We start from the raw sequence: 26,254 nt of genomic DNA, 5'->3' as shown, positions 1-26,254 counted from the left end.
GCGAAACGGACGAACAGGCCCCGACCGGTACTCCCGGTCGGGGCTTCGTTGCTTTTCGTGGTGTTCTTCCGTTCCGGTGTGAACTTCCCACGGACCGCACACGTCCAACTGGGACGGTTGTTCCCACGGGTCCGAGGGCAGGCGCGGGCGTGACAGAACGGCAAGGCGACGGCGGGCTGGGCGTGCCCGCGCGGTTCGCGGGCGACGAGGACTTCACCACCGCCCTGAACCACGCGGAGAACCGGGTCGGCACCGGCGATCCGGTCCTGTTCTTCCAGACGGTCCTGGAGATCGCGGTCGAGTGGCGGATGCCGGCGGTCGAGCGCTGGGCGGTGGCGCGGCTGATGGCCACGGGCGCGCCGCAGCTTCGGTTGCGCTGGTCGTCGCGGTCGAGGGACGGCCGGATCCGCCGCGACGGAAGGGCCCCGTCCGTGGTGCGCGCGCTGGCCCCGGCCGCCGGACGCGTCCTGGTGGGGACCGCAGGGGGCGAGGTCCTCGCCTGGACGGCGGGGGCGGGCCTGGAACCGGTGCTGGGATCGTCCGGCTCCTCCGGCGGTGCCGTGTGGACCCTGTCCGGGAACGCCTCCGCGGTCTTCGCGGGCGGCGGCGCCAGGGGCGCGGTCCGGGCGGCGGGCATGGCGGTCCCCTCGGACCTGCCCACGGCGGGCGGTCTGCGCGCGAGCGCCGTGAGCGAGGACGGCCTGGTCGCCTGCGGGAACGAGGGCGGCACCGTCAGGCTGTGGGACGGTCTGCGCTGGGCGGACCTCGAGTCGCCCCGCGGCTCACCGATCATCGCGCTGTCCTTCGTCGGCGAGGACGTCCTCACCATGGCCGCCGCCGACGGCACGCGCGGTTCCTGGCTGCTGAAGGGCGAGCCCGTGTGGCGGACGGAGCCGCCGGTTCCCGGTCCGCTGTCGGCCGCCGCGTTCGACGCCGCAGGACGGCTGGCCTTCGCCCGGGACGGCGGCGTGGAGGTGGCAGGCGAGGCGGAACCGGTCTGGCGGCACGCCTCCGTCAGATTCCTGGCCTGGTCACCGGCCGGAGTCCTGGCCTCCTCGGGCCGCGACGTCATCCGGGTGGGGCGGCCGGGCGAGCCTCCCGCCGAGATCACCGGAGGCGGCCCGGTCGCCTTCCTCGACGACCGGCATCTCGTGACGGCGTCGGGGTCGGAGGTCGTCCAGTGGGATCTGGCCGGGCAGGGCAGCCACGAGGCCGTCACCGACAGGATCACGGCGCTCGCCGTCTCACCCCGGCACCGGTGGAAGGCCGCGGCCGGGACGGACACCGGCGCGCTCGTGGAGTTCGACGGCCACGGGTCGCGCTCGGCCGCCGCCCGCCTGCCGGGAAGGCTCCCCGTCCGCAGGATCGCGGGCCACCGGGACGGCTGGCTCGTGACCTCCCGGGCGGGAGCCTGGCGGTGGACCCCCGGCGACGGGGCGCTGCGGAGGCTGTCCTCCGGTGGATGCGACGCCGTGGCCTCCTCCGGCGAGGAGTACGCCTTCAGCCGGTCGAACGAGGTCGTCTCGGAGCGGGACGAGATCCTGATGACCTTCGATCACACCGTCACCGGGATCGCCTACGGCCCCGGCGGAGAGCTCGCCGCCCTGGCGATCGACGGTGAGGCCCGGCTGATGTCCTCCCGGGGGACGCGCACGCTGCGGACCGAGGCCGACTCGGCCCTCGTCGACGTGCTGGCCGACGGGATCGTGGTCATGACCCGGTCGGGCCGCGTCCAGGAGGTCCCCGCCGCCGGGACGGTCCGGGTGAGCCCGCCGAAGGACTCCCCGGTCGCGTCCGGGTTCAGCCGGGGGAGCCTCGCCTGGGTCCACCCGGACGAGGGGATCGGCCTGATCGCCCCTGGCGCGCAGACCCGGCTGCGCCGCCCCGGATTCACGCGGGTGGCCGCGGGCCCCCTCCGGGTGGTGGCGACCGACGGCCGGCGCGTCATGGGCTACGACCTGCTCACCCCGGCGGACGGGAGGCGGGGCGGCATCGCGGTCAGGCTGACCGGGCGGGACGGCACGTCCGGGCCGTCCGCGGAGCTGCCCGGAGGAGTCCGGGTGGATCTTCCCGCCGGCCCGGTGCGGGACCTCAGCCCCGAGGGCGACCGGAAGCTCATGGACCGGGTGCGGGCGCTGCTGCGCTCGGCCCGAGGCCAGGGAGCGGCGGACTCCGGGCGGCTCAGCAGGCTCATGGTCGAGCGGCTGTCGGTTCCATCGTTCGCCGGGGCCGCGCTCGGCGACCTGCTGTGGTGCTCGGGCCTGGACCTGGAGCTCGACCGCGCCCGGGGCGACGATCCGGAGCTGCCGGTCAGGATCGAGCTGGACTGCGCGGGCGTCGAGGCCCCCGCCTGGGAGCTGCTGCGGCTGACCGGAGCCCCGCTCGGCTGGTTCGCCGAACCCCAGGTCTCGATCGTCAGGAGCGTCGCGGTGCCGGGGTCTCCGCCCGCCCCCGGACGGCACCGGCCCGTGCTGCTCGCCCTGCGGGGCGCCCAGGACGAGCTGTCCTTCGTCGACGCCGCCCACGAGGAACTCCGGCGGCGCACCGCGCTCCGATCGGTGCACGTGGAGGAGCTCCGGCGGATCGCGTCGGCCGACGATCTGGCCCCCGGAGCCCTTCCCCGGGCCGACATCCTCCAGGTCTGGGCGCACTGCTCCGACACCGACCTCCGGTTCTCCGCCGACCATCCCCCGGTATCCCACGAGCGGTTCATCGAGGCGCTCCCGGCGCCGCTCCCGGCCGTGGTCGTCCTGGTCGGCTGCCGGTCGGGCGGCCTGGGCCGCAGGCTCGTCGAGGCGGGGGCGGGGGCGGTCGTCGCGATGCGCGTCGAGGTGATGAGCCACACGATCACCTCGCTCGTCGACGAACTGACCTCCCTGGTCCTGGCGGATCTCCCCGTCGACCAGGCCTTCGGGCGGGCGCTGCGGCGCTACGTCCTCACCGGGCAGCCGGGCGCCGCCGCGGTGCCGCTGCTCTACCTGGCAAGGCGCACATCCCCCGATCCGACCGTGCAAGGAGAGCCTCCATGCTGAACCATCCGGTCTTCCAGGAGTCCTACGACTCGACCCGGGTCACGGCCCTGGACCGTCCCGAGCACGCCAACCTCGCGCAGTCGCAGGCCGAGACCGTCATCAGCCTGCTGCTGGGCAGGCCGATCATGCTCAACAACACCTACGCCTTCGACTCCCGGGCCGTCCTGGAGATCCTCGACGTGGCGATGGAGACCCGCGCCGAGGTCATCGGCCGTACCTCCGGCGACGACAAGGGGCGGTTGCTGGCGGCGGGGCCGTTCCAGCTCCGCTGGTTCAACGCGGACGACTTCATCGACGCCTGCGTCAAGCAGCTCCGCCTGGTCGGGCCGGGCCCCCGGTTCATGATGTCGGCGTGGAAGCCGATCGATCTCGACACCCCGCGCAGGCTGGAGCTGGCCGACCTGCTGGAGCGCCGGGCGGCGTCCCCTCCCGCCTGGCTCGCGGAGCTGGGCCTGGACCGCCACTACGCGACCGTGCTGCGCTTCAACGACTACATCGCGGCCGATCCGGACAGGGGCGGGAAGACGCGTGACGCGAGATTCCCCCTGAAGACGCTCCTGGAGACCTTCGCCCGTCTCGACAAGGAGACGCTCGCCGAGGTGGCCGGGAGCGTGCGCTGCCCGGTCGATCTGGCCGAGTCCCTGCGCGCGCGGCTCCTGACGACCGAGGAGGAGCTGTGGGGGGCTCGCGGGTGGGTGCACGTCAGGACCCGGAAGGAGCGGGACGAGGGGGCGGGCGCCGAGGAGGTGTTCGGATGGGAGCTGCTGGTGGAGCTCATCGACACCTTCTACAACGCCGTGCTCGCCGACTCGGCGGAGGCGAACAGCGAGTACCTGTCCTCGGTGCCCCGCTCCGACGACAGGCCCGAGCTGAAGCACGCCAACGCCCTGGCCCTCGGCGTCATCCGCTACCGGCAGAGGATGGAGGGCGGCCGGACGGCGCGCGAGGCCCGGCAGCGCGAGGGGCTCACGGCGGCGATGTCCGGCCTGTTCGCCAAGGCCTCGGACCTCCCCGACCTCGAACCCGCCCCGCTGCGGACCCTGTTCACGACCTACTGGGAGATGCTCGCCGACGCCGGCCTGTCGCGCACCTGGCTCGACTCGGCCGCCAAGCTCCACGACGTGCTGAAGTTCGCCGGCGACGGCCCCAGGCTGGCCGAAGAGTGGCACGAGCACGTCAGGATCCTGCACACGAACCTGCCGCACCTCGTGGCCGGGGACCGTCTGGCGGTGGCCCTCGACCACCACGGGACGACCTACACGGCGGTCAACCAGACCGAGCCGCTCACCGAGGCCCAGATCGACGAGTCGATCACGACGGGAGAGTACCTCGACGGCATCGCCGGCCCGGGAGAGTGATGGCCTCCTCTCTGGAAGACCTCCTGGGGGACCCCGCGCCGTCGCTGCTGCCGTGGCTGGCCCGCCGGGTGCGGGGCGCGGAGGCCCTGCTGGCGGTGGCGGCGGTGGCCGCGGGCATGACCGAGATCGACGTGCCGGACTCCTGGCCTGTCGTCGCCGACGCGGTCGCCGACGTCCTCGCCGAACGCGTCGCGGGCACGGCGTTCGCGGCGCGGGTCGAGGCGGTGTTCCCCGCGGTGGCGGGGAGGTCCGGTCCGTCCGGCGCGTTCCTGCGGTCCGTGCTCGCCGACGCGGCGAAGACGCCGCCCGGGGGAGCGGAGACGCTCTATCTGCTGCCCTGGCTCCGGGAGCGCGCCCCCGGCGCGGAGGAGACGGAGACCGCCCTCACCACGCTCGGCAACCTGGCCGGGCACTCCGGCTGGTACAGCGCGGCCATGTGCGCCAGGATCGCGCCGTACCTGTCGGAGGCGCAGCGCGACCGGCTGCCCGGCCTGATCAGCGCGGTCCCCGATCCCTGGTTCGACGGCTGCCTCGACATCGTCGAGGCGGCCCCCGGCCCGTGGGCGTCGCCGGAGGCCGAACTGGCCGCCGCCCATCCCGACGTCCCCGAGCTGACCAGGCTCGCCGGGCTCACCGACCCCGGGACGGTCGCCGGCCTCTGTGCCGTGGCCGTGGGCCGCGTGCGGTTCGAGACCTGGGAGCCCTCGGACCGCACCCCCCGCACCGGCGATCCCAGGGACGTCGGGTTCGAGGACGACCTCCAGGAGTCGGAGGAGCAGGTCTACCTGGGCTCCGACTTCCCCGAGTCCGCGCCGGAACGCCTTCCGGTCCCGGCCGAGCGGGTCGTCAGCACCGGGCTGAGCGACGCGGACGGGACGCCGCTGAACCCCGGCCGGTGCCTGTCCACCGCGACGGACTACCGCTACTGGCTCGAGATCGCCGCCGAGACGGCCCCGGACTCCTTCGAACCCGGCGCCCCGGTGACGATCCTGCCCGGCACCGAGCTGGTCGTCACCCTGAGCTCGGCCGACGGCGCGATGGTCGTCCCCGGCGCCGATGTGGGGCGCTTCACCGTCCTGCCCGGCGGCTCGGCGGAGGCGGGGCCGCGGCCCGGCGGCGGCCCGGCGGGCGGCCCCCGGCTGTGGTTCCCCCTGCGCACCCCCGACCGGCCCGGCGAGCACCGGATCGTGTGCCGGCTGTACTGCCGCCAGACCCTCCTGCAGACCCGGCAGGTCACGCTGACGGTCGACGACGAGCGGACCGAGCTGACCGGCGCCCTGCGCTCGGAACTGACCTACGTCTCCGACTCCACGCTGCGGACCGGGGACCTCGCGGCCCAGCCCGCGAGCACGGCCTCCCTCCACTTCGACCTTCCGCGCGCGGGCGCGGGCACCTTCGGGTTCTTCGGCGGCGACAGCGGGCTGGTCGCCGAGACCCTCCTGGCGGAGAACCCCGTCCAGGAGGCGATCACCGAGGCCCGCGAGAAGCTGCGGACGGTCGCCTACGGCAGCCCGCAGGAGTACACCGACGCGTTCCGCTACCGCTACGCCGTCCCCGACCTCGACCGCACCGCGGACGATCTCGTCACGCTCGCGATCGCCGGATACCGGCTGTGGGACGCGATCAACACCTCCCTGTCCGGCGGCCGGAGGGCCAAGGCGCTGCGCGACCTCATGCGGGCGCCGGGCATCGTGGAGATCGCCGGACGTCTCGACCACGGCCAGGTCGTGCCCGCCGGGCTCCTCTACGACCATCCGCTGACGACCACCTCCGAGGAGCTGTCGCTCTGCCCCGACTCCTTCGGCGCGATCAGCAGGGGCGAGGACCTCCGCGGCCACCGCTGCTTCCTCGGAGCCTGCTCCCGCTACGAGGACAGGACGGTGGTGTGCCCGGGCGGTTTCTGGGGGTTCCGGCACCAGATCGGCCTGCCCCAGTCGCGCCTGCCCGCGGTCTCGGGCTGGGGTCCCTCGGCGGCGGTCGGCGGCGTCAGGGTGATCCGGCACCCGGGGGAGCGTCCGACGGTCGTGGTCGGGGCGAGCACGGACTTCGACCCCCGCCATCCCGCGTGGGCGTACGGCCTGGGCGACCCGAGCCTGTCGGAGTACCACGAGCGGCAGCGGCCCCTGATCGACGCCCTGGGGGCGCCGGATCTCCGTCCGCACCTGGTGTACTTCTACTGCCACGGGATGATGGACGGGCGGATCCCGCTGCTCCAGGTCGGGCCGCTGCACGAGATGGGGATCTCGCCGGACAACGTCGGCGACCCCGACACCGACTGGTCGGACTGCACGCCCCTGGTGTTCCTCAACGGGTGCGAGACGACGGCCGTCCAGCCCGCGAACGTCATGGGCTTCCTCCGATCGTTCGTCCAGCACGCGGGGGCGGCCGGGGTCATCGGCACGGAGATCACCGTGTTCACGTCGCTGGCGGCGCCGGTGGCCGAGCGGCTGCTCACGGAGTTCGTGACGGAGGGGCGGAGCCTCGGCGAGGCCCTGCTGGCGACGCGGCTGGGCCTGCTGGCGTCCGGGAATCCGCTCGGCCTCGCCTATGTCGCCTACGCGCCGCCGCAGCTCGTCATGCGGGCGGGCGGCTGACCCTGGGCTTGGGGGCGTCGGCGGGCGTGCCGCGCATGGCCCGGTTGGTGCCGGTGCCGTCGCGCTCGTCGTCGCCCAGCTTCGGGGCGCGGCCGTCGAGGAACCAGGCCGTGGTGAAGCCGTCGGTCTTGCGGACGAGAAGCAGCAGCAGCCCGAAATAGCCGAAGAAGCCGAGGGCGAGGCCGATGCCGTAGGCGGCGAACAGCTCCGATTCCTCGGGGAAGAGCGTGAGGATCGCGCCGCCGCCCAGGGCGCCGATGATGGTCGCGACGTCGGCGAGGCCGACCGTCTGGCGGTAGCGGTTGACGAAATAGGTGAACCAGCCGATGACCATGCCGAAGGCCAGCGCTCCGAACTGCACGAACGTCACTCTGTGTCCCTATCTGTCGAAGCGTCCCGGAAGGACGTTGGTCAGGAGGATCCGCTGCCCGGCCCAGCCGAGGACGGCGCCCGCCACCGCGACGGCGGCCGCCCCGGGCCCGGCGACGGCGCCCGCGAGCAGCACGCCCAGCAGCGGCGGGGCCGGACGGCTCCAGCGCCGCGGTCCGGACGCCGCGCCCCAGCCGAGGACGGCGCCGAAGACCAGACAGCCGAGGAACAGGGTCACGGAACAGTCCCCGATACGGATCGCATGGCCGGGCATTTGCGTGCGCGAGAATCCTGCTTGGTACAACCGACGGGTCAGAGCATAGCGAAGGGGAGATTTCCTTGGATGAGGCGACAGGACGAAGAGCGCTCCGCCTGGAGGCATATGAGAGATTGATTGCCGAACGTCCGAAATTGTTCGTCAATCCGCCTGGCGCTCCCATTGAAATCCTCTTCGACAAAGAGGGGCAGGAAGAGGCTGAATCCAACGGAATCGAACTCGCGAAGCTGCTCGACCTTCCGGAAGACTCGGCCGAGATCGGTGTCGTCTACCGGGACGCGTTCGTCGTCGTCGTGAAGGACGCCGTCCGTTTCGCCGACGGCCGGGTGGGCTCCTACATCCGGGCCCTCGGGTCCCACGAGGCGTCGGGCGCGGCCGGCTTCCCGCTGCTCAGCGACGGCCGGGTCGTCCTGGTCAAGCACTTCCGGCACGCGACCCGCGCCGAGCACTGGGAGATCCCGCGCGGCTTCGGCAGCCCGGGGGCCGACGTCACCGAGACGGCCCGCCGCGAGACCGAGGAGGAGCTGGGCTGCCCGGTCACCGAGGTCATCGCGCTGGGCGGCACCAACCCCGACAGCGGGGCCGGCGGGGGCACCGACGGGCTGTGCCTCGTGCGCATCGACGCCGAGACCTTCGACGGGACCCTCAGCGACGAGGCCAGGGCCGAGGGCATCACGAGCGTGCGGGCGTTCGCGTGGGACGCGTTCGTCGCGATGATCGCGAACGGCGAGATCGACGACGGCTACACCCTCAGCGCCTTCGGTCTCATCCTGGCCAAGGGCCTCGCCCCGGCCCCTTCCCGCTGACCCCGGTCGCCGAATCCCGTTCGCCGTGTCCGCCATCGGCCCCTTCGCGGGGCGCGACTTCGGGGGACGTCCGGAATGCGGTGACCTAGGCTCTGGCGGGTGGACTGGAGTCTGCTGGTGTGCGCCCGCCAGGGCCATGTCACCTACGCGCCCGACGAGGCGGAGCTGCGGGATCTGCTGCACGCCCCGACCCCGGTGGGGGAGGCGTGGCGGTGCCTGCGGTGCGGCGACTACGTCCACGGAGAGCCGCACGGTGACGGGCCCGCCGACCGGGCGCCGCTGGTCAAGCGGGGCCGGGAGCTGCGCGACGCGTTCATCATGCGGTCCCTGGCGATCGAGCGGGCGGTCCGGGTGGTGATCGTCTGGGTGGCGGCGTACGGGCTGTGGCGCTTCTCCCAGCATCGCGAGTCGATCCAGTCGGTGCTCCAGAAGGAGCTGCCGATCCTGCGCCCGGTGGCGGGGCAGGTCGGCTGGGACCTGGACCATTCCAAGGTCACCGAGTCACTGCGCACGCTCGTCGCGCTCGACGACGAGGCCCTGCGGTGGGTGTCGCTGGCGCTCGTCGCCTACGGCCTGGTCGCGCTGGTGGAGGCGGTCGGCCTGTGGCTGCTGGCCCGCTGGGGCGAGTACTTCGCGGTCGTCGCGACCTGCTTCGGGCTGCCGCTGGAGCTGTACGAGCTCGCCGAGCGGATCACGCCGCTGCGGCTGGGCGCCCTGGTGATCAACATCCTGCTGATCGTGTACCTCGTGTGGTCGAAGCGCCTGTTCGGGGTCCGGGGCGGGAAGGCCGCCCATGAGGCCCATCTGCGCACGGCCTCGCTGCTGGAGGTCACCGTGGCGACGACGGAGCCGCGCCTGTGACGAGCATCCGTGGTAGTTTCGCGAAGCGGCATCGGCGCCGCGCCGAGCTCGAGGAGGTGAGACCGATCAACGCTGTGACAGATCGGGGCTCCCTCTCGCTCATCGCCTAGGGAGCGCCCGTACGAAGGCACCCGAAAGGCTTGAAACGCGCATGCGCTTCCTTTCCCAGACGTCGTCCGGCGGCGTCACCGAACAGCCGTTCCTTCTCGGCGAGATCCCCGGGGTCCTGTGGACGCCGGAGGCCGCCGATCCCCTTGCCCTGGTCCTCATCGGGCACGGCGGCGGGCAGCACAAGCAGGCGCCGGGAGTCACGGGGCGTGCCCTGCGGCTGGTGGCCGAGCACGGCTTCGCGGCCGTGGCCATCGACGCCCCCGCCCACGGCGGACGCCCGAAGAGCCCGGAGCACGACCGCCTCATCACCGAGATGCGCTCCCGCATGACCGGCGGCGGCGATCCGGCGCCGGTCCTGGCCGAACTGCACACCCTGCTGGCGGCGCAGTCCGTCCCGGAGTGGCGTTCGGTCCTGGACGCCCTCGCCGGCCTCGGCCCCGCGGGGTACTGGGGCCTGTCCCTGGGCTGCGCCCTCGGCCTGCCCCTGCTCGCCGCGGAGCCGCGCGTCCGGTCCGCCGTCGTGGGCCTCAGCGGCACCGCGATGGTCCCGCCGGGCGCCGCCGCCGGGGTGACGGTCCCGCTCCGGTTCCTCATGCAGTGGGACGACGAGAGGGTCCCCCGCGAGGACGCCCTGACCCTGTTCGACGCCCTGGCGTCGGCGGAGAAGACCCTCCACGCCAATCCAGGGAAGCACGAGGACGTCCCGCCCTTCGAGACGGACGGCGCCCTCAGGTTCTTCGCCCGTCATCTCGCCTGAGTGTCGAGAACGCCGTGCCCGCTCCGTCCCAGGTGCGGGCACGGCCGCAGACGCCGTCCACACCGAAGGGAAACGACATGGCGATCCAGCGCATGGACAACGTCCTCATCGTGGTCGAGGACCTGGACGCGGTCATCGCGTTCTTCGTCGAACTCGGCATGGAGCTGGAGGCCAAGGGCCCCCTGGAGGGAACCTGGGCCGAACGCGTCATCGGCCTGGAGAACGTCCGCCAGGACTACGCGATGCTCCGCACCCCCGACGGCCACGGCAAGGTCGAGCTGGCGAAGTTCCACCAGCCGTCCCCCCTCACCCCCGATCCGGCGAACCCTCCCGCCAACACCCTGGGCCTGCGCCGCATCATGTTCGCCGTCGACGACCTCGACGACACGATCGCCCGCCTGCGCCCCCACGGCGCCGAACCGGTCGGCGAGATCGTCCGCTACGAGGACCTCTTCCTGCTCTGCTATGTCCGCGGCCCCGAGAACCTCGTCATCGGCCTCGCCGAGCAGCTCTCCTGACCGAGCCGGGCGTCCCGGGACGTCAGCGCCGCTTGAGACCGTGAAGGAGCCCGTTCCAGGCGCGGGGTCCGAGCGTGAGGCCGTCACGCTCGGGGTGCTTGGAGTCGCGTGCGGCCACATGGCCGCGTACCTCTGTCACCTCGACGCACTGATCCTCTTCGCCGCTGCCGGTATAGCTGCTCTTACGCCAAGAGAAGGCGGGCTCCGTCATGTTCCGGATATTACCCGGCCCAGGAATTCCCGGGACTCGGTCGATGGGAGCGCGAACTCGGCGAGTGCTGCGGCGTTCTGGCCGTATTTGTGAGTGCCGGGAGCCGAGACGATCGGCGGGATGGCGACCAGGGCGCCCCTGTTGACATGGCGGAGCAGGCCTGCCGGTTTGAAATCGAGGATGGCGAAGTTGCCGTCGGTGCCCGAGTGATAGCCATGGCTCCGTGGAATGATCCGGACGTCGACGTGGGAGAGCTCGGTCATCTCCAGGAGATGCGTCAGCTGGGCGCGAAGGACGGCGGGACTGGCCACCACCAGCCCCAGGACCGATTCGGAGATGATGGCCTGATAGTGCGGCGGAGTGCCGTCGAGCAGCAGCCGCTTCCGTTCTTCACGGAAACGGCAGAGGGCCGAGAACCGCTCCGGCTCCACCAGCCTCGATGCCTCGAAGATCTCGCGCGTGTAGTCCCGGGTCTGGAGCAGCCCGGGGACCAACTGCATGTGGAACTCGAAAATCGCCATCGCGTCCGCCTCGAGTGAGGCGTGGTCGCGTTGGACGGGTGGTATCTCGTCGGCGAAGTCGTTCCACCAGCCACGGCGGCGGCCACTGCGCGCCAGATAGAGGAGCGCCTCTCTTCGGGCGTCACCGCAGTCGTAGAGGGTGAGGAGATCGTCGAGGTCGTCGGCGCGAACGGTCGTGAAGCCGTTCTCCACAGTGCTGAGCCATGTGGGGGAGTGGTGGTGTTTGCGAGCGACCGCATTGATCGTCATGTTCTGTTCCTCGCGCAGCTTGAGGAGCTCCGCGCCGATGAGCAGATTGCGGCCGAGAGGAGGGTTGCGGGACGCCATGGTGACAGGGTGTCACTCAGTGTCGTGAATCCACGGGTGAATTCCACTCCAGGTGTTTTCAGTTCGGGGAATCGTCGGAGGCCTGAATCTTCAGGAAGTCGATCTTTTGGATCGGGAACCGAGTTTCTTCTCCAGGAGGGTCCGGACGTGGGGCCATTCGGTGTCGGTGATCGAGAAGATGGCGGAGTCGCGGAGGCGGCCGTCCTCGCCGGGGGCCCAGGAGCGGGACCAGTTGCGCAAGACGCCCTCGAAGGTGGCGCCGACGCTCTCGATGGCCGCCCTCGAACGGGCGTTGCGGGCGTCGGTCTTGAGGTCGACCCGGGCCACGCCGAACTCCTCGAAGGCATGCCGGAACAGCAGGTACTTGGCCTCGGTGTTGAGGCCCGTCCCCTGTGCGGAGGCCGCCAGCCAGGTGAAGCCGACCTCGACCGCGCACAGGGCGTCGCGGCCGGGCCACAGGCGCGGCTCCCAGAACGCGGTCGCCCCTGCCACCCGGCCCGAGGAACGTTCCACCTGGACATAAGGGGCCAGGATCCCGGCCTCGGCCCGGGCGAACTGCGCGTCGATGTAGCCCTCGATCTCCCCGGCCCTCGGCACCCACGTGAACCCGTAGGAGCCCCGCTCCTCCTCGGCGGCCGCCGCGAGCCCCGCCGCGTGACCGCGCTCCAGCGGCTCCAGCCGCACGAGCTCCCCTTCGAGCACCGGTCCTTCAAGCCTGAATCCCACGTCCTGCCTCCCGTTTCGCGCTTCGGCGTACCCTGACTGACAGCACGCGGGCCTCCGTGTCACCTTGGAATTTCGTACAAGGATTCTCCGTCTTATCGTCGTTCCCGCCGACGCCGGATCCAGCCCGGCTGCATAGCGTCCCTCGCGAAGGTCCCCTCCTCTTCGACCAGGGAGCACTCGTGAGACCCATCCCCCTCCGCCTCGCCGCGCTGGCGACCGGGCTGGCGCTCGGCACGTTCGGACTCTCCACCCCGGCCCACGCGGCCGCCGTCGCCATCCCCCTCACCTGGCAGGTCGGCGGCCACACCGCCACGCCGCAGGAGGTCTCGGACTTCTGGACGCTGGAGAACCTCAGGTTCGCCAACGCGGCCGGCCACCAGCCGGCCGCCGTCTCCCAGGGGCACGACGACGCCCTCAGCTCGCCCACGCCCAAGACCGGGCTGAGCGGCAGGACCGTCGGCAAGATCTTCTCGCTCAAGTCGACCAACGCCCCCGAGATCACCGACCACCTGCTCCGCACCACCTGCTCGGGCAACGTGGTGAACAGCGCGAACAAGAGCGTCGTGCTCTCGGCCGGGCACTGCGTCAAGACCGAGGTGCCCAACCCCAACTCCGGCTCCGGGCAGCCCGCGACGCTCCAGGAGTTCATCCTCAACGGCGTCTTCATCCCCGGCTTCGACGGCTCGACGCTCGACGCGAAGGCCGCCGCCAACCCCAACGGGCAGGTCGACTCCGCGATCGCCCCCTACGGCATGTGGGTCATCACCAAGGTCTGGGTCACCGACACGTGGAACACCGCGCCCTACTTCGCGTTCGGGCAGGACATGTCCGCCCTGACCGTCGTGAAGCCCGGCGGGCCCCTGCCGATCCAGGACGTCACCGGGGGCCAGCAGGTGGCGTTCGACCAGCCGCGCGCCGCGGTGACCACGGCCATCGGCTACCCCCAGGACAACACGCGCTTCTGGTACCACCCCTTCCGGAACGGCGTGGTCCCGAACCCGCCCGACCCCACGATCGCGCTGGCCGACCACGGCGTCCCCGCGGGTGACCGCAGGGAGAACGACGGCAAGGTGATGCTCCAGGCGGTGGGCACCAGCCGCCAGGGCAACTGGCCCTACCTCGACCCCCGGATGGCGGCGGCCCTCGGCGCCGGCGCCAGCGGCGGCCCCTGGTTCCAGCAGTACGACCCCGCGACGGGCGCGGGCGTCCAGACCGGCGTCTCCAGCAAGAACGAGAGCCCCGCCGGCGGCATCGCCGCCTGGTCGGAGGGCCCCGACCTCGTCGCCACCTACTTCGAATCCCAGGAGAAGCAGGCCTACGACGCGGCCGCCGCCACCCCCTGACCCAGAACACCCCGGCCGCCCCCACCGGCGGCCGGGGCCACGCGAAAGCCACCTGAAAGGCGTCATCTGACCCATCCGGTCCGCACGAGTGCGGCTCGACCGAAGGCGGCAAAGCGGTGATTCGGCTCAGGGATGAGGTTTCGGGAAGGTTTGCGGCGTAAAGGAATAGGCCTGATATCGCGGGGCGCGCACGGACCAATGGTTTCGAGTGGGTGGCGGTGGACCTCACAACGACCGGGCCGAACGACGAATGGCCGACCGGACTGGACGTCGGAGAGCTGCGCCGTTCCGGCTGGAATCCGATCGCGTTCCGTGTTTTCGTCGTCAAAATCCACAGCAGATGCGACCTGGCCTGCCGTTACTGCTACATGTACACGCTCGCCGACCAGAGCTGGGCGGACAAGCCCGCCCGGATGTCACCCGAGACCGCGGCCTGGACGGCCCGCCGCATCGCCGAGCATGCCGAGACCCACGGCCTGACCTCGGTCGAGGTGGTCCTGCACGGTGGCGAACCGCTGCTCGCGGGGCCCGGGCTCATCCGCGACCTCGTCGAGGGCGTGCGCGCCGCCTGCCGCTGCCGCGTCGACGTCACCGTGCAGACCAACGGGCTGCGCCTCGACGAGGAGTACCTGGACCTCTTCGACGCCCTGGGCGTCCGTGTCGGGGTCAGCCTCGACGGCGACGCGTCCGCGAACGACCGCCACCGGGTCTTCCGCGACGGCCGCCCCAGCCACCGGGCGGTCACCCGGTCCCTGCACCGCATGCTGGACGGCCACCGTCACCTCTTCGCGGGCCTGCTCAGCACCGTCGATCTCAGGAACGACCCGATCGGCACCTACGAGTCGCTCCTGGAGTTCGGCCCGCCGGCGGTCGACTTCCTGCTGCCCCACGGCACCTGGACCGACCCGCCGCCGGGCCGCCCCGGCGACGCCTCCACCCCCTACGCGGACTGGCTGATCCCGGTCTTCGACCGCTGGTACCGCGCACCGCGCACCACGATCAGGCTGTTCGCCGAGATCATGCACCTGCTGCTGGGCGGCGCCTCGACGATCGAGACCATCGGCCTGTCGCCCTGCGGCGTCCTGGTCGTCGAGACCGACGGCGGAATCGAGCAGTCCGACTTCCTCAAGGCCGCCTACGACGGAGCCCCCCTCACGGGCCTCCACGTCGCGTCCGACCCTTTCGACGTCGCCCTGGAGCTTCCCGGCGTCGCCGCCCGGCAGATCGGCCTCGCAGCCCTGGCGGACGAGTGCCTGTCCTGCCCCGTCGTGAGCGTGTGCGGGGGAGGCCTCTACGCCCACCGCTACCGCGCCGGAGCCGGTTTCCGTAACCCGAGCGTGTACTGCGCGGACCTCTTCGCGCTGATCGGGCACATCCGCCGGACGATGGAACGCGATGTGGAGATGATGCGATGAGACCCCATCACCATCTGTCCGGCGAAGCGCTGGCGCTCCTGGCCTCCGGCGGATCCGACGGGCCGACCCTGCGTGAACTCGCTTCGGCACAGCGCAGCAAACAGGCCCTGCTGCTGTGGGGGGTCGACCGGCTGGCCCGCACGGTGGAGCACCCGGAGGCCCCGGCGGCCGCCCGCGCCCTCGACCTGCTCCGCACCCTCCAGCGCCTCCACCCGGCCGCCGCCCGGTACGTCATGGCGAATCCGGCCGTCTCCGCCTGGTCCATGACCGAGCTCCGCCTCCTGCGCGCCCAGGATGCCGGAGCGAGACCGGGCCAGCTCGCCGCCCTGGCGGCGGCCGCGGCGATCCGGGCGCGCTGGACCTGCGTCGTCGAAGTCCCCACCTTCGACGGCCGCGTCGTCCTGCCCACCCTGGGCAGCACCGCGACGGCCGTGCCCGACCAGGTGGCGCGGGTGACCGTCGGCGGGGAGGCCGCCCATGTCGAGGTCGGCGACCAGCGGATCAGGATCACCGCCGCTCCGGCGGAGGGGTCGGGCTGGCTGCCCATGAGGACGACGCACGTCGGCGCACCCGGTGAGGACATCACCTTCCTCATCGACGACCTCCATCCGTCCCGGATGCCGGGCGAGATCCTCGCGGACCGCCTCAGCGAGAAGGACATCGCCCGCTGGACGACCCGCCTCGACGACGGCTGGGCCCTGCTGAACGCGCACCACCCGAGCAGGACGACCGAGGTCAGGGCCCTGACCGGCACCCTGACGCCCCTCGTTCCGCCGGAATCGGTCGGCATCAGGAGCGCCAGCTCGCGGGAGACCTTCGGCTGTGTCGCGATGTCGATCCCCCCTGACGGAAGGGCCACGGCCCTCACCTTCGTCCACGAGATCCAGCACACCAAGCTGTGCGCGATCCTCGACATCGTCCGGCTGACCGGTCCCGACCGGGGGCGCCGCTTCTACGCGCCCTGGCGGGATGATCCCCGGCCCAGCGACGGCCTGCTCCAGGGCAGCTACGCCTTCCTCGGCGTCAGCGGCTTCTGGCGCCGGCAGCGTCTCATCGACCGGGGCACCGCCGCCGACACGGCCCACACCGAGTTCGCCCGCTGGCGCGACGCCGCGGAACTCGTCTGCACGACCCTGCTCGAGGGCGGAGACCTGAACGAGCAGGGACGCTCCTTCGTCACGGTGATGCTCCGGATCCTCGAATCATGGGCCCGCGACGAGGTTCCGGCGGGGGCCGTCGCCGCCGCCCGCCGCAGCGCGGAGGAGCACCTTCGTGAGTGGAAGATCCGTCACGGCGGCTGATCTCAGTAGCGCGGAGGGTCGAAGTCGAAGTCCAGACGCCCTCCCTCGGCGGCCAGGACGGCGTCCGGGTGACGGTTGGTGAGGATCCGGTCGTAGGCGGCGAGGGTGGCTTGCGACAGGGCGTCGGCCTCGTCGTTCCCGCCGATCGACCGCAGGCTGCTGACGAGGTTGGCGGCGGAGCCGAGGGTCATCGGGTGATCGTCGCCCAGCAGGGTCTTCAGCCTGGAGAGCGTGTCGCGGTCGAGCTCGGCGGACTCCTCGAAGCGGCCGAGCTCGAACAGGTCGTTGGCCAGGTTGACGGCGACGGTGAGGGCGTAGTGGTGATCGCGGTTCAGGACGTCGGAGAGCCTGGCCAGGACCTCCTCGTTCATCGCCAGGGCGAGGTCGACGTTCCCCCTCGCCCGTTCGAGCAGGGCGAGGTTGCCGCGGGAGGCGAGGGTGAAGGGATGGTCCGGGTTGAAGATCACCGGTAGGCGGCGCACGACCTCGTCGGCCAGCGCGTGGGATCCTTCGACGTCGCCGGAGGTGCGCAGGGCGTTGGCGAGGCAGGTCACGGCCGCAACGGTGTCGGCATGAGCGGGGCCGAACAGCGAGAGGTACCGGGAATGGACGTCGCGCGCCAGGTCCAGTGCCTCCTCGACCGTTCCGAGACGGCGCTGGACGATCGCGAGGTCGATGCCCGCGCGCAGGGTGCGGAAGTGGTCGGGGCCGAGCTCGGCCTTCCCGTACTCGTAGGCCTCGACACCCAGGTCGAAGGCCGAGCGGTAGTCGCCGCTGAGCCGCACCGCCTGGCCGAGGCCGCCCATCGAGATGAGGACCTCCACCTTGGCCTCGCTGGAAGTGCTCCGGGCGGCGACCACGAAGTTCTGCAGCTCGACGGCCTCGGCGTACCGGCTCATCAGCGCGTAGTCGAGCGCCAGGTTGTTCAGCGCTCGCAGGGTCTGCGGCGCGGTGTCGCCGTACTTCGCGACATGCAGGTCCCGGGACTCCTCGTCGTGCCGCTGGGCCTCGGAGAAGCGGCCCATGCTGCGGTAGTCGGCGCCGTAGGAGTTGATGAGAAGGTGCACGAGCTCGTCGTCCGCGCCGAGGACCCGGCGGGCGCGCTCCAGCGCTGAGCTGTCGATGTCGAACGCCTCCTGGTACCGGCCCGACTGCCGCAGGATGTTCCCGAGGTGCCGCTCGGCCGACAGGACGTGGAAGTCGTCCGGGCCGGACAGCTCGCGCCACCGGTCCCGGAACTGGGTGACGAAGCTCCGGGCGGAGCCGAGGTCGCCGATGTTGTAGAGGTAGCGCACGAGGTTCAGGGCGAAGTCACGGAGCCTCGGGTCCTCGCTCTCGACGGCGCCGACGGGAACCACGTGCGGAACGAGCCTGCTGAAGCGGCCCCAGAGCTCGTCGTCCTCGGGGTTGGCGGGCGCCCCGGTGGTGAGGAGCAGCATCGCCTCCTCCTGGTACTCCTCCTGCTCCTTCGGGTCGAGGTCGGCGCGCAGCAGCATCTGCACCAGCCGGTGGATCTGGATGGCCCGGTCGTCGATCTTCCCGAGGGCGAAGTTGCCGATCGCCCCGATCGCCCGGGTGCGCAGGACCGGGTTCGACAGCGTGGGGGACAGGATCGGCCCGGCGGACCGGCCGCTCCAGCGGAACAGGTCGATCGGAATCGGCTCGGGCCCGAAGAACGCCATGCAGCGCAGCAGCTGCAACGACGGGGGCAGGTACTCCTCGAGCTTGGTGATCGACAGACGCCAGGCCGAACTCATCGAGCTCGGGTAGGCGGTCGGCTGGTTCGCGCTCAGCGTCTCGACCGGCTGCTGGTCCAGCAGTTCGAGGTACTCCTCGGAGGAGATGCCCGTCTGGAGCTGGAGAGCGCCCGCCTGCTCCAGGGCGAGGGGAAGGTCTCCCAGCCGCTCCGCGAGCTGGCCCGCCTCCGCGTCGGTGATCCGGTCCCTGACGCGCTTGCCCAGGAACTCGACGCTCTCCGACCGGTCGAAGACGTCGACGACGACGGTGCTCGCGACGGAACTCCACTCCGGATTCCTCGAGGTGATGAGGACGTGCCCCTGTCCGGCCCGCGGTTCCGGAATGTGCGCCTCGATGTCGGAGGGCTTGTTGGCGTTGTCGAAGATCAGCAGCCAGCGCGGGTAGGGGTCTCCGCGGCGGAGCGCGTCGAGGACCGAGCGGCAGGCCTCGTCGATGCCGACCGACCGGGCTGAGGGGAGTCCGAGCCGTTCGGCCATGGCACCCAGCGCTCCCGGGACGAGCAGAGGGATGTCCGAGGCGACCCACCAGACCACGTCGTACTCGCCCTTGAACCGATGGGCGTACTCGATGACCAACTGGGTCTTGCCCACGCCGCCCATGCCGCGCAGCGCCTGCGGGAGGATCGCGGTGGTCCCCTCGGACATCTGCCGGCGCAGCTCCCGCAGTGCTTCCTGGCGGCCGGTGAAGTTGCCGTTGCGAAGTGGTATTCGACTGCCCCAGACCCGAGGTTCGGGACCGGGGCTCCCGGGCACTGTCACAACGTCCTCCCGTACTCAGCGAAGACTCATTGACTCCATTATGTCCCGGACCGTGACACTGCCTTCAATGCGATTAAAGATCTTTTGTTGCGGGCGGCAGTTTGCTTGTTTTCGGGCAGTCCTCTGCGCGATTAGTGCCTCGTGACACATCTCTCGACACGCCGTGCGAAAGGTGCGATAGTGCGTCTGCGACAACGGAGTCTTTTCCCTCAGCCGGACTAAGTCGTCGGGAGTGCGGATCGTTGAAAGAACAGACTGGTCACCCCGGCGATGGACTCATTCCCCTGCCCAGGACGGATCTGGCGTCCCTGGAGGAGGGCGACGACTCGGCGCTGTTCTCCGCGCTGCGCCGCATCATCACCGAGACACACCATGAGGCGCCCGTTTCGGGTTTCTCGGCCGTTATCGGCGCGGCCGAACCGGGTCCGGCCACCCCGCCCGATGACCTTTGATGAATCCGCGAACCCGTACCCCGGAGCGAGGCCCTTCCGCCCCGAGGAGTCGCCGCGATTCTTCGGACGGTCCACCGAGGCCGCCCGGCTCGGGCGGCTGTGGGCGGAACAGCCGCTGACGGTGCTCTACGGAGTCACCGGCTGCGGCAAGACCTCCCTGCTCCAGGCGGGAGCGCTGTCCGGCCGCGCCCCCCTGCCGGTCGGCAGGATCAACGGCACCTTCGCCACGCCGACGACGGCGCTGCCTCTCGACCACAACCCCTGGACCCTCGCGCTGCTCGCGTCCTGGGCGCCGTCGGAGCGGCCGGGCACCCTCGCGGGGATGAGCGTCACCGACTTCGTGGCCCGGCACCGGCGAAGACACGAGGGCGCCATGCTCGTCGCCATCGACCAGTTCGAGGACCTCTTCCAGGGCGGTCCGCACCGGGCGCTCCACCGCGACGGATTCGTGCGGCAGCTCGTCGAGGCCCTGGACCGGCACCCCGGCCTCCGGCTGCTGGTCGTCGTCAGGGACAGCCGCCGTGACGATCTCGGCGACCACGACGAGCTGTTCCGGCGGGCCGAGTGGATGGGCCTCGGCCCCCTGGCCGGACCTCGCGCCTTCGACGCGGTGACCGGTCCGCTGGAGGGCACCCACCGGCGGCTCGGCCGCGACGCGGCAATGATGATCTTCGACGAGCTCGGCGGAGAGCCGATCGAACCGGTGATGCTCCAGGCGGTGTGCGCGCACCTGTGGGAGAGGCTCCCGAGAACGCTCCAGCTGATCGGCCGGGAGGAGGCCTTCCTCTGGGCGGACGTCCCCGGCGCTCTGGCCGCCTTCGTCGCCGCCGCCCTGGGCGGAGTCGCCGACGCCTTCGGATGCGATCCCGAGGAACTGCGCGCCTGGGCGAAGGCGACGCTCACCGACGGGGTCCCCGTGAAACAGGGCGTCCACGACACCGACGGGATGAGCAACGCGATCGTCCAGGCCCTGGAGGACCGGCATCTGCTCCGCTCCGAGCCGGGCCACCGCATCCGCCTGCTGAACGAGAGCCTCCGCCCGGCCCTCGACCGCCCCGCCCCTGCCGTCCGAGGGCACGAGATCTCGCATCTGCGGGCGGCGAAGGCGGCACTGGCCGCCGGGGACCCGGATCTGGCGGCGGCGCACGCGGAGGAGGCGCTGCGGCCGTCCGGACGCGGGTACGCCGCGGAAGCGTGCGCGATCCTGGGCGACATCATGATCGAACGGGCGCGCTTCGACCAGGCGGACGGCAGGGAACCGGAAGCGGCCGAGGGCTTCGACAGGGCTCTCGAACAGTACGAGGCGGCACTCCAGCAGTACGCCGACCTGAACGACTCGACTGCGGCGGCCAGGATGCTGACCGCCATCGGCCAGGCCGCCCTGAGCAAGGGCGATTTCGCCGCCGCGGTGCGAAGGCTCGAGGAAGCGGTGACGCTCCTGCCGCGCGACCCGGCGATCCGCACACAGCTCGCCCGGGTGCTCTGGTCGGTCGGCAGCCACCGCCGGGCCATGGCCGAAATCGACGACGTCCTGCGGGCCGAGGGCGACGAGCCGACCGCGCTGCGGGCCCGCGGGGAGTTCAACGCCGACCAGGGCCGGGCCGAAGAAGCCCTGCGCGACCTCATGAGGGCCGGCAGCGGCGCCTGGCCCGCGGCGCGAGCCGCACGGGCGCTGGCGCTCGCCACGCTCGAGAGGCTCGGCCCCCGGGAGGCCGACGAGGAGGTCGGTGCCGTCAGGGAGCAGGCTCCGTCGAACGGACCCGCGCTCTACTACGCCGCGCGGGTGGAGACCCTGAACGGCGATCCCGCCGCCGCGGCGGGCCTGGTGCGGATGGCCGTCAAGGCGACCGAGCCGCGCCTGTCCGACCAGCAGCGCGAGCGCGCGTACGCGCTTCTGGGCGAGGGCACCGATCCGCTCCGCCCCTGAGTCAGCTTCCGGCGACCGCCAGGAACGCGTCGAGCCGCCGGTCGAACTCGGCGAAATCGGGAGGCTGGACGATCTGACCGGCCTGGTAGACCTCCGCCGAGAAGCCGCCGTCCTCCAGCTGGGCGTCCTTCGCCGCCGTCGAGGCGAGGACGCTCGCGGCGGAGGCGAGATCCCTGGCCGCGGCCGCCAGGACGGCCTCGCCGAGCAGCGCCGTCCGCCAGGCGCCGACGGTGACCTCCGAGGCGAGATCCTGGATGTTCTGGAGCCGGACGTTCAGATCGGGCCACCTCTTGGTACCCGTGAACTCCAGGCAGGTCCGGAGCTTCGAGGCCGCGTCGATCATGTGCCAGTGCGTCTGCCTGCGCTCCCGGGCGGCGTCCTCCCTGGACTGCCTACGAGCGGTCCCCGAGTCCCGCCGGCTGGAGCCCCATTGGGTCAGGGCCACCGTCAGCACGAGACACACTCCCGTGACGAGAGCCGACTGGGTCGTTGGCGTGACGGTCATGCTTCTCATGGTCACCGGGGACGCTTGAGGCCGCAACCGTCTTTTCCGGCTTGGAGGCGGATTTCGTCCCCTGCCGGTGCCGCTCGATGTCGTCCCACCGCATCTCGTCCCACCGGCGGGCCACGATGATGAGGAGGAGGAAGAGGGTGACGAACGCGGCGGCCGCCGCGATCGTCCGGGCGCTGCTGGCCTCGATGGCACCGCCGCCGAAAAGGACCGCGACCGGCAGGACCGCACCCTGGGTCAGGAACTGGTAGAACCCCGCGACCCGGCCGAGCTGCCCGGCCGGGACGGAGGCGGCCTGGTGGCGAGCCCGCATCACGCTGATCTGGGAGCCGGTGAAACCGACCAGCGCCCAGGCGAGGGACCACACGAGCGGAGAGGTCACGAAGACGAGCAGCCACAGGGCCACGCACCAGCTGATGACGCAGGCCAGCACCGTGCTCCCCGGCTGCCGCTTGCCCCTGTCGAGCAGCCAGGGGGCGAGAAGGGCGCCGAGGAACCCGCCCGCGCCCGAAGCGGCGAGCATCACGCCGATGATCTCGGGCGGCACATGGTGCTGGTAGGCCATGACGACCAGGTTCAGGCCCGTCACCTGGAACAGGAAGTTGGTGATCCCGGAGACCACCACGGTCCTCCGCAGCAGGAGATCGTGCCGCAGGACCGTCATCCCCTCTTTGACCCGTTCGAGAGCCTTCACGGAGGGGGCGTCGCGGGGGGCGGGCACCAGGCAGAGCCGGCGGCCGAGAACGCCCAGCGTGAACAGGGAGACCAGGGTCGCCAGCGCCGAGGCGAGGAACGGCAGCCCGGCGCCCGCCGAGTACAGCAGGCCGCCCAGCGGACGCCCCGCCAGAGTGGCGGCGAAGTTCCGGCTCTCGTTCCGTGCGATCGCTTCGGGAAGATCGTGCGACGGAACGATCTGCGGGACGATCGAGAACTCCGCGATCTCGAAGGCCGCGGCGAAGACGCCCTCGAGGGCGATGCCCGCGAGCAGAAGCCCGATCGAGCACAGATCGAACCACATCGTCAGGCCGAGCACGATCGCGATGAGCAGACGCCCGGACTGGGACCAGAGCATCACCCGGCGCCGATCCCACCGGTCGGCCATGAGCCCGGCCGGAATCTGCATGAGCAGTTTCGCGAAGGCGCTCGCGAAGGCGGCGGCACCGGCGTAGAACGGAGAGTGGGTGAGCGCCAGCGCCATGAGCGGGACCACGGCCGTGGTGGTGACCGCACCGATCATGGACGTCGCGGACCCCGACCAGAGCAGCGCGAAGTTCCCGCCGGGTTTCGTGATGCCAGGTCCGGCCACGAACCTCATCGCTTGATTCCCACCGGGGAATGCTAGCGACGCTCCGGCGGTCTCACAGGTCTTCTTCTGTCCCAGTACTGATTCTTTATCTCAGCGATTGTTTAGATCCTGGTCAGAGCCCTTGCCGTCAGTGGGAGGCGGTTCCGTCGGAGAGGCGCTGGGCGAGCCAGACCGGGACGATCGAGGCGAGGATCAGGACGGCGGCGATGACGTTGACGACCGGGGCCTGGTTCGGGCGGAAGAGGTTGTTGAAGATCCAGATGGGGAGGGTCGTGACGCCGGGGCCCGCGGTGAAGGTGGTCACGATGATCTCGTCGAAGGAGAGGGCGAAGGACAGCAGGCCGCCCGCCAGGAGGGCCGGGCGCAGGAGGGGGAAGGTGACCCGGCGGAAGGTCGTGAAGGTGTCGGCGCCCAGGTCCGCGGAGGCCTCCTCGAAGCTGGTGCCGGTGCGGCGCAGGCGGGCGAGGACGTTGTTGTAGACCGTCACGACGCAGAAGGTGGCGTGGCCGACGATCACCGTGAACAGGCCGAGGCCGATGCCCAGGGGCTGGAGGACGACCTGGAAGGCGTTGCTCAGCGCGATGCCCGTGACGATGCCCGGCAGGGCGATCGGCAGGATCACCAGCAGGGAGACGGTGTCGCGGCCGAAGAAGGCGAACCGCTGCACCGCGAACGCGACCATCGTGCCCAGCACGAGGGCGATGGCCGTCGCGCCGAGACCGGCCTTCAGGCTGGTCAGGACCGCCAGCCGGGCGCCCTCGTTGTCCAGGGCGCTGGTCCACCACTTCGTGGTGAGGCCGCTGGGGGGCCAGCCGAACGAGCGGTCGGCGTTGAAGCTGTTCAGCAGGACCAGCATCAGCGGGACGTACACGAAGGCCAGCCCCAGGCCCATGAAGACCCGCAGGGCGAGGCGGGCCCCACGCGAGAGGGTCACAGTTCCTCCAGGGCGCCGGTGCGGCGGATCGCCGCGATGTAGACGAGCATGACGAGCACCGGGATGGTCGCGACGGCCGCCGCGAACGGCAGGTTGTTGGCCGCGCCGATGTTGTCGTAGACGACGTTGCCGATGAGCTGGCTCTTCCCGCCGACGATCTTCACGGTGATGTAGTCGCCCAGCGAGAGCGAGAAGGTGAACAGCGAGCCCGCCGCGATCGACGGGAACAGCAGCGGGACGACCACCCGCCGGAAGGTCGGGAACGCCTTCGCGCCCAGGTCGCCCGAGGCGTCCAGGAGGCTGTCGGGCAGCCGGTCGAGCCCCGCGTAGATCGGCAGGATCATGTACGGCAGCCACAGGTAGGTGAGGACCAGGACGGTCGCGGTCAGGCCGTAGCCGGGCCCCTTCATGCCGAGCGGGCCGATCACCCAGTTGAGCAGGCCGTCCTCGGCGAGCATGACCCGCCAGGCGTAGGCCTTCACCAGATAGGCGGCCCACAGCGGGGTCAGCACCGCGATCACCAGGAACGGGCGGATCCGCGGCCGGGCCACCTTCGCCATGAAGAACGCCATCGGGAGGGCGATCGCCAGGCACAGCACCGTCACGATCGCCGCGACCAGGACGCTGCGCAGGGCGATGGTCCGGTAGACCGGCTCGCTCAGGACGTCCTGGAAGTTGGCGAGGGTGAAGGTCCGGTCGACCTCACCGGTGAACACGTCGTTCGACCAGAACGCCGACAGCAGCATCGCGAACAGGGCGCCGAGGTAGGCGACGACCAGCCACAGCATCGGCGCCGACAGGAACAGCCCGAGCCGCAGCCGCGGCCGGCGGTGCAGGAGAGCGGCCGTCCGGCGCCGGAGCGCCGGACGTGGAACGGTCGTCATCCCTTGATCGCCGTCCAGGCGCGGGTCCACTCGGAGTAGTCGACGCACTTGACGTCGGTGCGGCCGTCGAGGCACTGGGCGATCGGGGTCGTCCAGTAGCGGACCTTGGAGAAGTAGTCCTCGTCGGAGGCGTGGAAGGTCGTGCAGTGGTCCTTGTCGGCGGTCTCCGCACAGGACTTGCTGTTGGAGGGCGCCTCACCGAACCACTCGGCGACCTGGGCGTTGGCCTTCGGTGAGATGATCCAGTCCATCCACTTGTAGGCGCAGTTCGGGTGCTTGGCCTTGGCGGCGACCATCCAGGTGTCCGACCAGCCGGTCGCGCCCTCCTTGGGCAGCGTCACCTCGACCTGGGTCTTGTCGGCCTTGGCGAGGTTGGCGATGACCTGCCAGGTCGTGCCGATGACGGAGTCGCCGCTCTTGAAGGACTGCACCTCCTTGGTGTAGTCCGACCAGTACTCCCCGACGATCGTGTTCTGCTGCTTGAGCAGGGCGACGGCGGCGTCGAACTGCTTCTGGTCGAGCGCGTAGGGGTTCTTGATGCCGAGCTCGGGCTTGGTCGCCGACAGGTAGAGGGCGGCGTCGGCGATGTAGATGGGGGAGTCGTAGGCGGTGACCTTCCCCTTGTAGGGGGAGGCCGGGTCGAAGACCGCACCCCAGGAGTCGGGGGCGGGGGTGACCTTGTCGGTCCGCCACATCAGCAGGTTCGCGCCGCGCCCGTGCGGGACGCCGTAGGGCACGCCCTTCACCGAGTTCCAGAGCTGGTTCTTGAGACCGGCGAACACGTCGGCGTAGTTCGGGATGAGCGCGGTGTTGACCGGGGCGACGTCACCGGAGGCGATGAGCCGCAGCGAGGCGTCGCCGGAGGCGGAGACCGCGTCGTACTCGCCGGTCTTCATCAGCGTGACCATCTCGTCGGACGTCCCCGCGACCTTGGAGTTGACCTTGCAGCCGCTCTCCTTCTCGAACGGGGTCACCCAGTCGACGGCCTTGTCGGTCGAGCCGTTCTCGGCGTAGCCCGCCCAGTTGACGATGTTGACCTGGCCCTCGCCGGCGCCGAGCGAGCTCAGCGCGGGGATGTTCGGGACCTTGAACCCCTGCTCGGCGGTGACGGTGCCCTTGCCGCCGTCGTCGCCGCAGGCGGAGAGGGTGACCAGGGAGAGGGCCGCGGCGGCGACCCCGAGACGCTTGGACCACATG

The 26,254-nt window shown here is 71.2% G+C and carries 22 protein-coding genes; 11 read left to right on the top strand and 11 right to left on the bottom strand.

Features of this window, described 5'->3' with window-relative positions; translation table 11 throughout:
- Positions 1 to 149: 149 nt before the first annotated feature.
- From ABD785_RS36320 to ABD785_RS36310, 3 genes are read left to right on the top strand one after another with little or no spacing between them, the layout of a single operon-like run.
- Positions 150 to 3,032, top strand: a complete 2,883-nt coding sequence (locus ABD785_RS36320) for a CHAT domain-containing protein (protein WP_344837894.1) — start codon at positions 150 to 152, stop codon at positions 3,030 to 3,032.
- A complete protein-coding gene (locus ABD785_RS36315; protein ID WP_344837891.1) occupies positions 3,026 to 4,390 on the top strand; it encodes a hypothetical protein in 1,365 nt (454 codons plus the stop codon). The genes ABD785_RS36320 and ABD785_RS36315 overlap by 7 nt, the downstream gene beginning before the upstream one ends.
- Complete coding sequence (locus ABD785_RS36310; protein ID WP_344837888.1) at positions 4,390 to 6,984, top strand: hypothetical protein; 2,595 nt, start codon at positions 4,390 to 4,392, stop codon at positions 6,982 to 6,984. The genes ABD785_RS36315 and ABD785_RS36310 overlap by 1 nt, the downstream gene beginning before the upstream one ends.
- Here ABD785_RS36310 and ABD785_RS36305 read toward each other — a convergent pair.
- Both ABD785_RS36305 and ABD785_RS36300 read right to left on the bottom strand, forming a co-directional pair.
- Entirely contained in the window at positions 6,965 to 7,354 is a 390-nt protein-coding gene (locus tag ABD785_RS36305; protein WP_344837885.1) for a hypothetical protein, read from the bottom strand. The two genes, ABD785_RS36310 and ABD785_RS36305, sit on opposite strands and share 20 nt — an antisense overlap.
- Before the next feature lie 9 nt (positions 7,355 to 7,363).
- On the bottom strand, positions 7,364 to 7,591 hold the full coding sequence (locus ABD785_RS36300; protein ID WP_344837882.1) for a hypothetical protein: 228 nt from the start codon (positions 7,589 to 7,591) through the stop codon (positions 7,364 to 7,366).
- A 173-nt stretch (positions 7,592 to 7,764) separates the two neighbouring features.
- Between ABD785_RS36300 and ABD785_RS36295 the strand changes: the two genes are divergently transcribed.
- From ABD785_RS36295 to ABD785_RS36280, 4 genes are all read left to right on the top strand, one after another.
- On the top strand, positions 7,765 to 8,436 hold the full coding sequence (locus tag ABD785_RS36295; protein ID WP_344837880.1) for an NUDIX domain-containing protein: 672 nt from the start codon (positions 7,765 to 7,767) through the stop codon (positions 8,434 to 8,436).
- Between the two features lie 99 nt (positions 8,437 to 8,535).
- A complete protein-coding gene (locus tag ABD785_RS36290) occupies positions 8,536 to 9,297 on the top strand; it encodes a DUF2127 domain-containing protein (RefSeq protein ID WP_344837877.1) in 762 nt (253 codons plus the stop codon).
- Between the two features lie 151 nt (positions 9,298 to 9,448).
- Positions 9,449 to 10,165: a dienelactone hydrolase family protein gene (locus ABD785_RS36285; RefSeq protein ID WP_344837875.1), complete on the top strand. Its 717-nt coding sequence runs from the start codon at positions 9,449 to 9,451 to the stop codon at positions 10,163 to 10,165.
- Positions 10,166 to 10,242: 77 nt separating this feature from the next.
- Entirely contained in the window at positions 10,243 to 10,683 is a 441-nt protein-coding gene (locus ABD785_RS36280) for a VOC family protein (protein ID WP_344837874.1), read from the top strand.
- 22 nt (positions 10,684 to 10,705) lie between these two features.
- Here the strand turns inward: ABD785_RS36280 and ABD785_RS36275 are convergent, their stop codons facing one another.
- The 3 genes from ABD785_RS36275 to ABD785_RS36265 all read right to left on the bottom strand — a co-directional run bounded on the left by ABD785_RS36275 (position 10,706) and on the right by ABD785_RS36265 (position 12,468).
- Positions 10,706 to 10,894, bottom strand: a complete 189-nt coding sequence (locus tag ABD785_RS36275) for a DUF397 domain-containing protein (RefSeq protein ID WP_344837871.1) — start codon at positions 10,892 to 10,894, stop codon at positions 10,706 to 10,708.
- Positions 10,891 to 11,742, bottom strand: a complete 852-nt coding sequence (locus ABD785_RS36270) for a DUF5753 domain-containing protein (protein ID WP_344837869.1) — start codon at positions 11,740 to 11,742, stop codon at positions 10,891 to 10,893. Before ABD785_RS36270 ends, ABD785_RS36275 begins: the two co-directional genes overlap by 4 nt.
- Positions 11,743 to 11,832: 90 nt before the next feature.
- Positions 11,833 to 12,468, bottom strand: coding sequence for a GNAT family N-acetyltransferase (locus ABD785_RS36265; RefSeq protein ID WP_344837866.1), 636 nt, complete (start codon positions 12,466 to 12,468; stop codon positions 11,833 to 11,835).
- 179 nt (positions 12,469 to 12,647) lie between these two features.
- Between ABD785_RS36265 and ABD785_RS36260 the strand changes: the two genes are divergently transcribed.
- The 3 genes from ABD785_RS36260 to ABD785_RS36250 all read left to right on the top strand — a co-directional run bounded on the left by ABD785_RS36260 (position 12,648) and on the right by ABD785_RS36250 (position 16,527).
- Positions 12,648 to 13,811 (top strand): trypsin-like serine peptidase, encoded by a 1,164-nt coding sequence (locus tag ABD785_RS36260; RefSeq protein WP_344837863.1) that lies wholly within the window; start codon positions 12,648 to 12,650, stop codon positions 13,809 to 13,811.
- Positions 13,812 to 14,029: 218 nt separating this feature from the next.
- Complete coding sequence (locus ABD785_RS36255) at positions 14,030 to 15,226, top strand: FxsB family cyclophane-forming radical SAM/SPASM peptide maturase (RefSeq protein WP_344837861.1); 1,197 nt, start codon at positions 14,030 to 14,032, stop codon at positions 15,224 to 15,226.
- Positions 15,223 to 16,527: an HEXXH motif domain-containing protein gene (locus ABD785_RS36250; protein ID WP_344837859.1), complete on the top strand. Its 1,305-nt coding sequence runs from the start codon at positions 15,223 to 15,225 to the stop codon at positions 16,525 to 16,527. The genes ABD785_RS36255 and ABD785_RS36250 overlap by 4 nt, the downstream gene beginning before the upstream one ends.
- 2 nt (positions 16,528 to 16,529) lie before the next feature.
- Here ABD785_RS36250 and fxsT read toward each other — a convergent pair whose 3' ends face one another.
- Positions 16,530 to 19,037, bottom strand: a complete 2,508-nt coding sequence (gene fxsT, locus ABD785_RS36245; RefSeq protein ID WP_344837924.1) for an FxSxx-COOH system tetratricopeptide repeat protein — start codon at positions 19,035 to 19,037, stop codon at positions 16,530 to 16,532.
- 447 nt (positions 19,038 to 19,484) lie between these two features.
- On the opposite strand from fxsT, the gene ABD785_RS36240 reads away from it, so the two are divergent.
- The gene (locus tag ABD785_RS36240) at positions 19,485 to 21,422 is read left to right on the top strand and encodes an nSTAND1 domain-containing NTPase (RefSeq protein WP_344837857.1); all 1,938 of its coding nucleotides are present in this window, start codon (positions 19,485 to 19,487) and stop codon (positions 21,420 to 21,422) included.
- Between the two features lies 1 nt (position 21,423).
- Here the strand turns inward: ABD785_RS36240 and ABD785_RS36235 are convergent, their stop codons facing one another.
- The 5 genes from ABD785_RS36235 to ABD785_RS36215 all read right to left on the bottom strand — a co-directional run bounded on the left by ABD785_RS36235 (position 21,424) and on the right by ABD785_RS36215 (position 26,253).
- Entirely contained in the window at positions 21,424 to 21,765 is a 342-nt protein-coding gene (locus ABD785_RS36235; RefSeq protein WP_344837855.1) for a hypothetical protein, read from the bottom strand.
- A gap of 49 nt (positions 21,766 to 21,814) precedes the next feature.
- Positions 21,815 to 23,239 (bottom strand): MFS transporter, encoded by a 1,425-nt coding sequence (locus ABD785_RS36230; protein ID WP_344837853.1) that lies wholly within the window; start codon positions 23,237 to 23,239, stop codon positions 21,815 to 21,817.
- A 127-nt stretch (positions 23,240 to 23,366) separates the two neighbouring features.
- A complete protein-coding gene (locus ABD785_RS36225) occupies positions 23,367 to 24,173 on the bottom strand; it encodes an ABC transporter permease (protein WP_344837850.1) in 807 nt (268 codons plus the stop codon).
- The gene (locus tag ABD785_RS36220) at positions 24,170 to 25,057 is read right to left on the bottom strand and encodes an ABC transporter permease (protein WP_344837848.1); all 888 of its coding nucleotides are present in this window, start codon (positions 25,055 to 25,057) and stop codon (positions 24,170 to 24,172) included. Before ABD785_RS36220 ends, ABD785_RS36225 begins: the two co-directional genes overlap by 4 nt.
- Positions 25,054 to 26,253: an ABC transporter substrate-binding protein gene (locus ABD785_RS36215; protein ID WP_344837846.1), complete on the bottom strand. Its 1,200-nt coding sequence runs from the start codon at positions 26,251 to 26,253 to the stop codon at positions 25,054 to 25,056. The genes ABD785_RS36220 and ABD785_RS36215 overlap by 4 nt, the downstream gene beginning before the upstream one ends.
- Between the last annotated feature and the right edge of the window lies 1 nt (position 26,254).

This window comes from Actinocorallia longicatena (genome assembly GCF_039534125.1).
Lineage (GTDB): Bacteria > Actinomycetota > Actinomycetes > Streptosporangiales > Streptosporangiaceae > Actinocorallia > Actinocorallia longicatena.
This window is presented reverse-complemented; position numbering and strand designations above follow the sequence as displayed.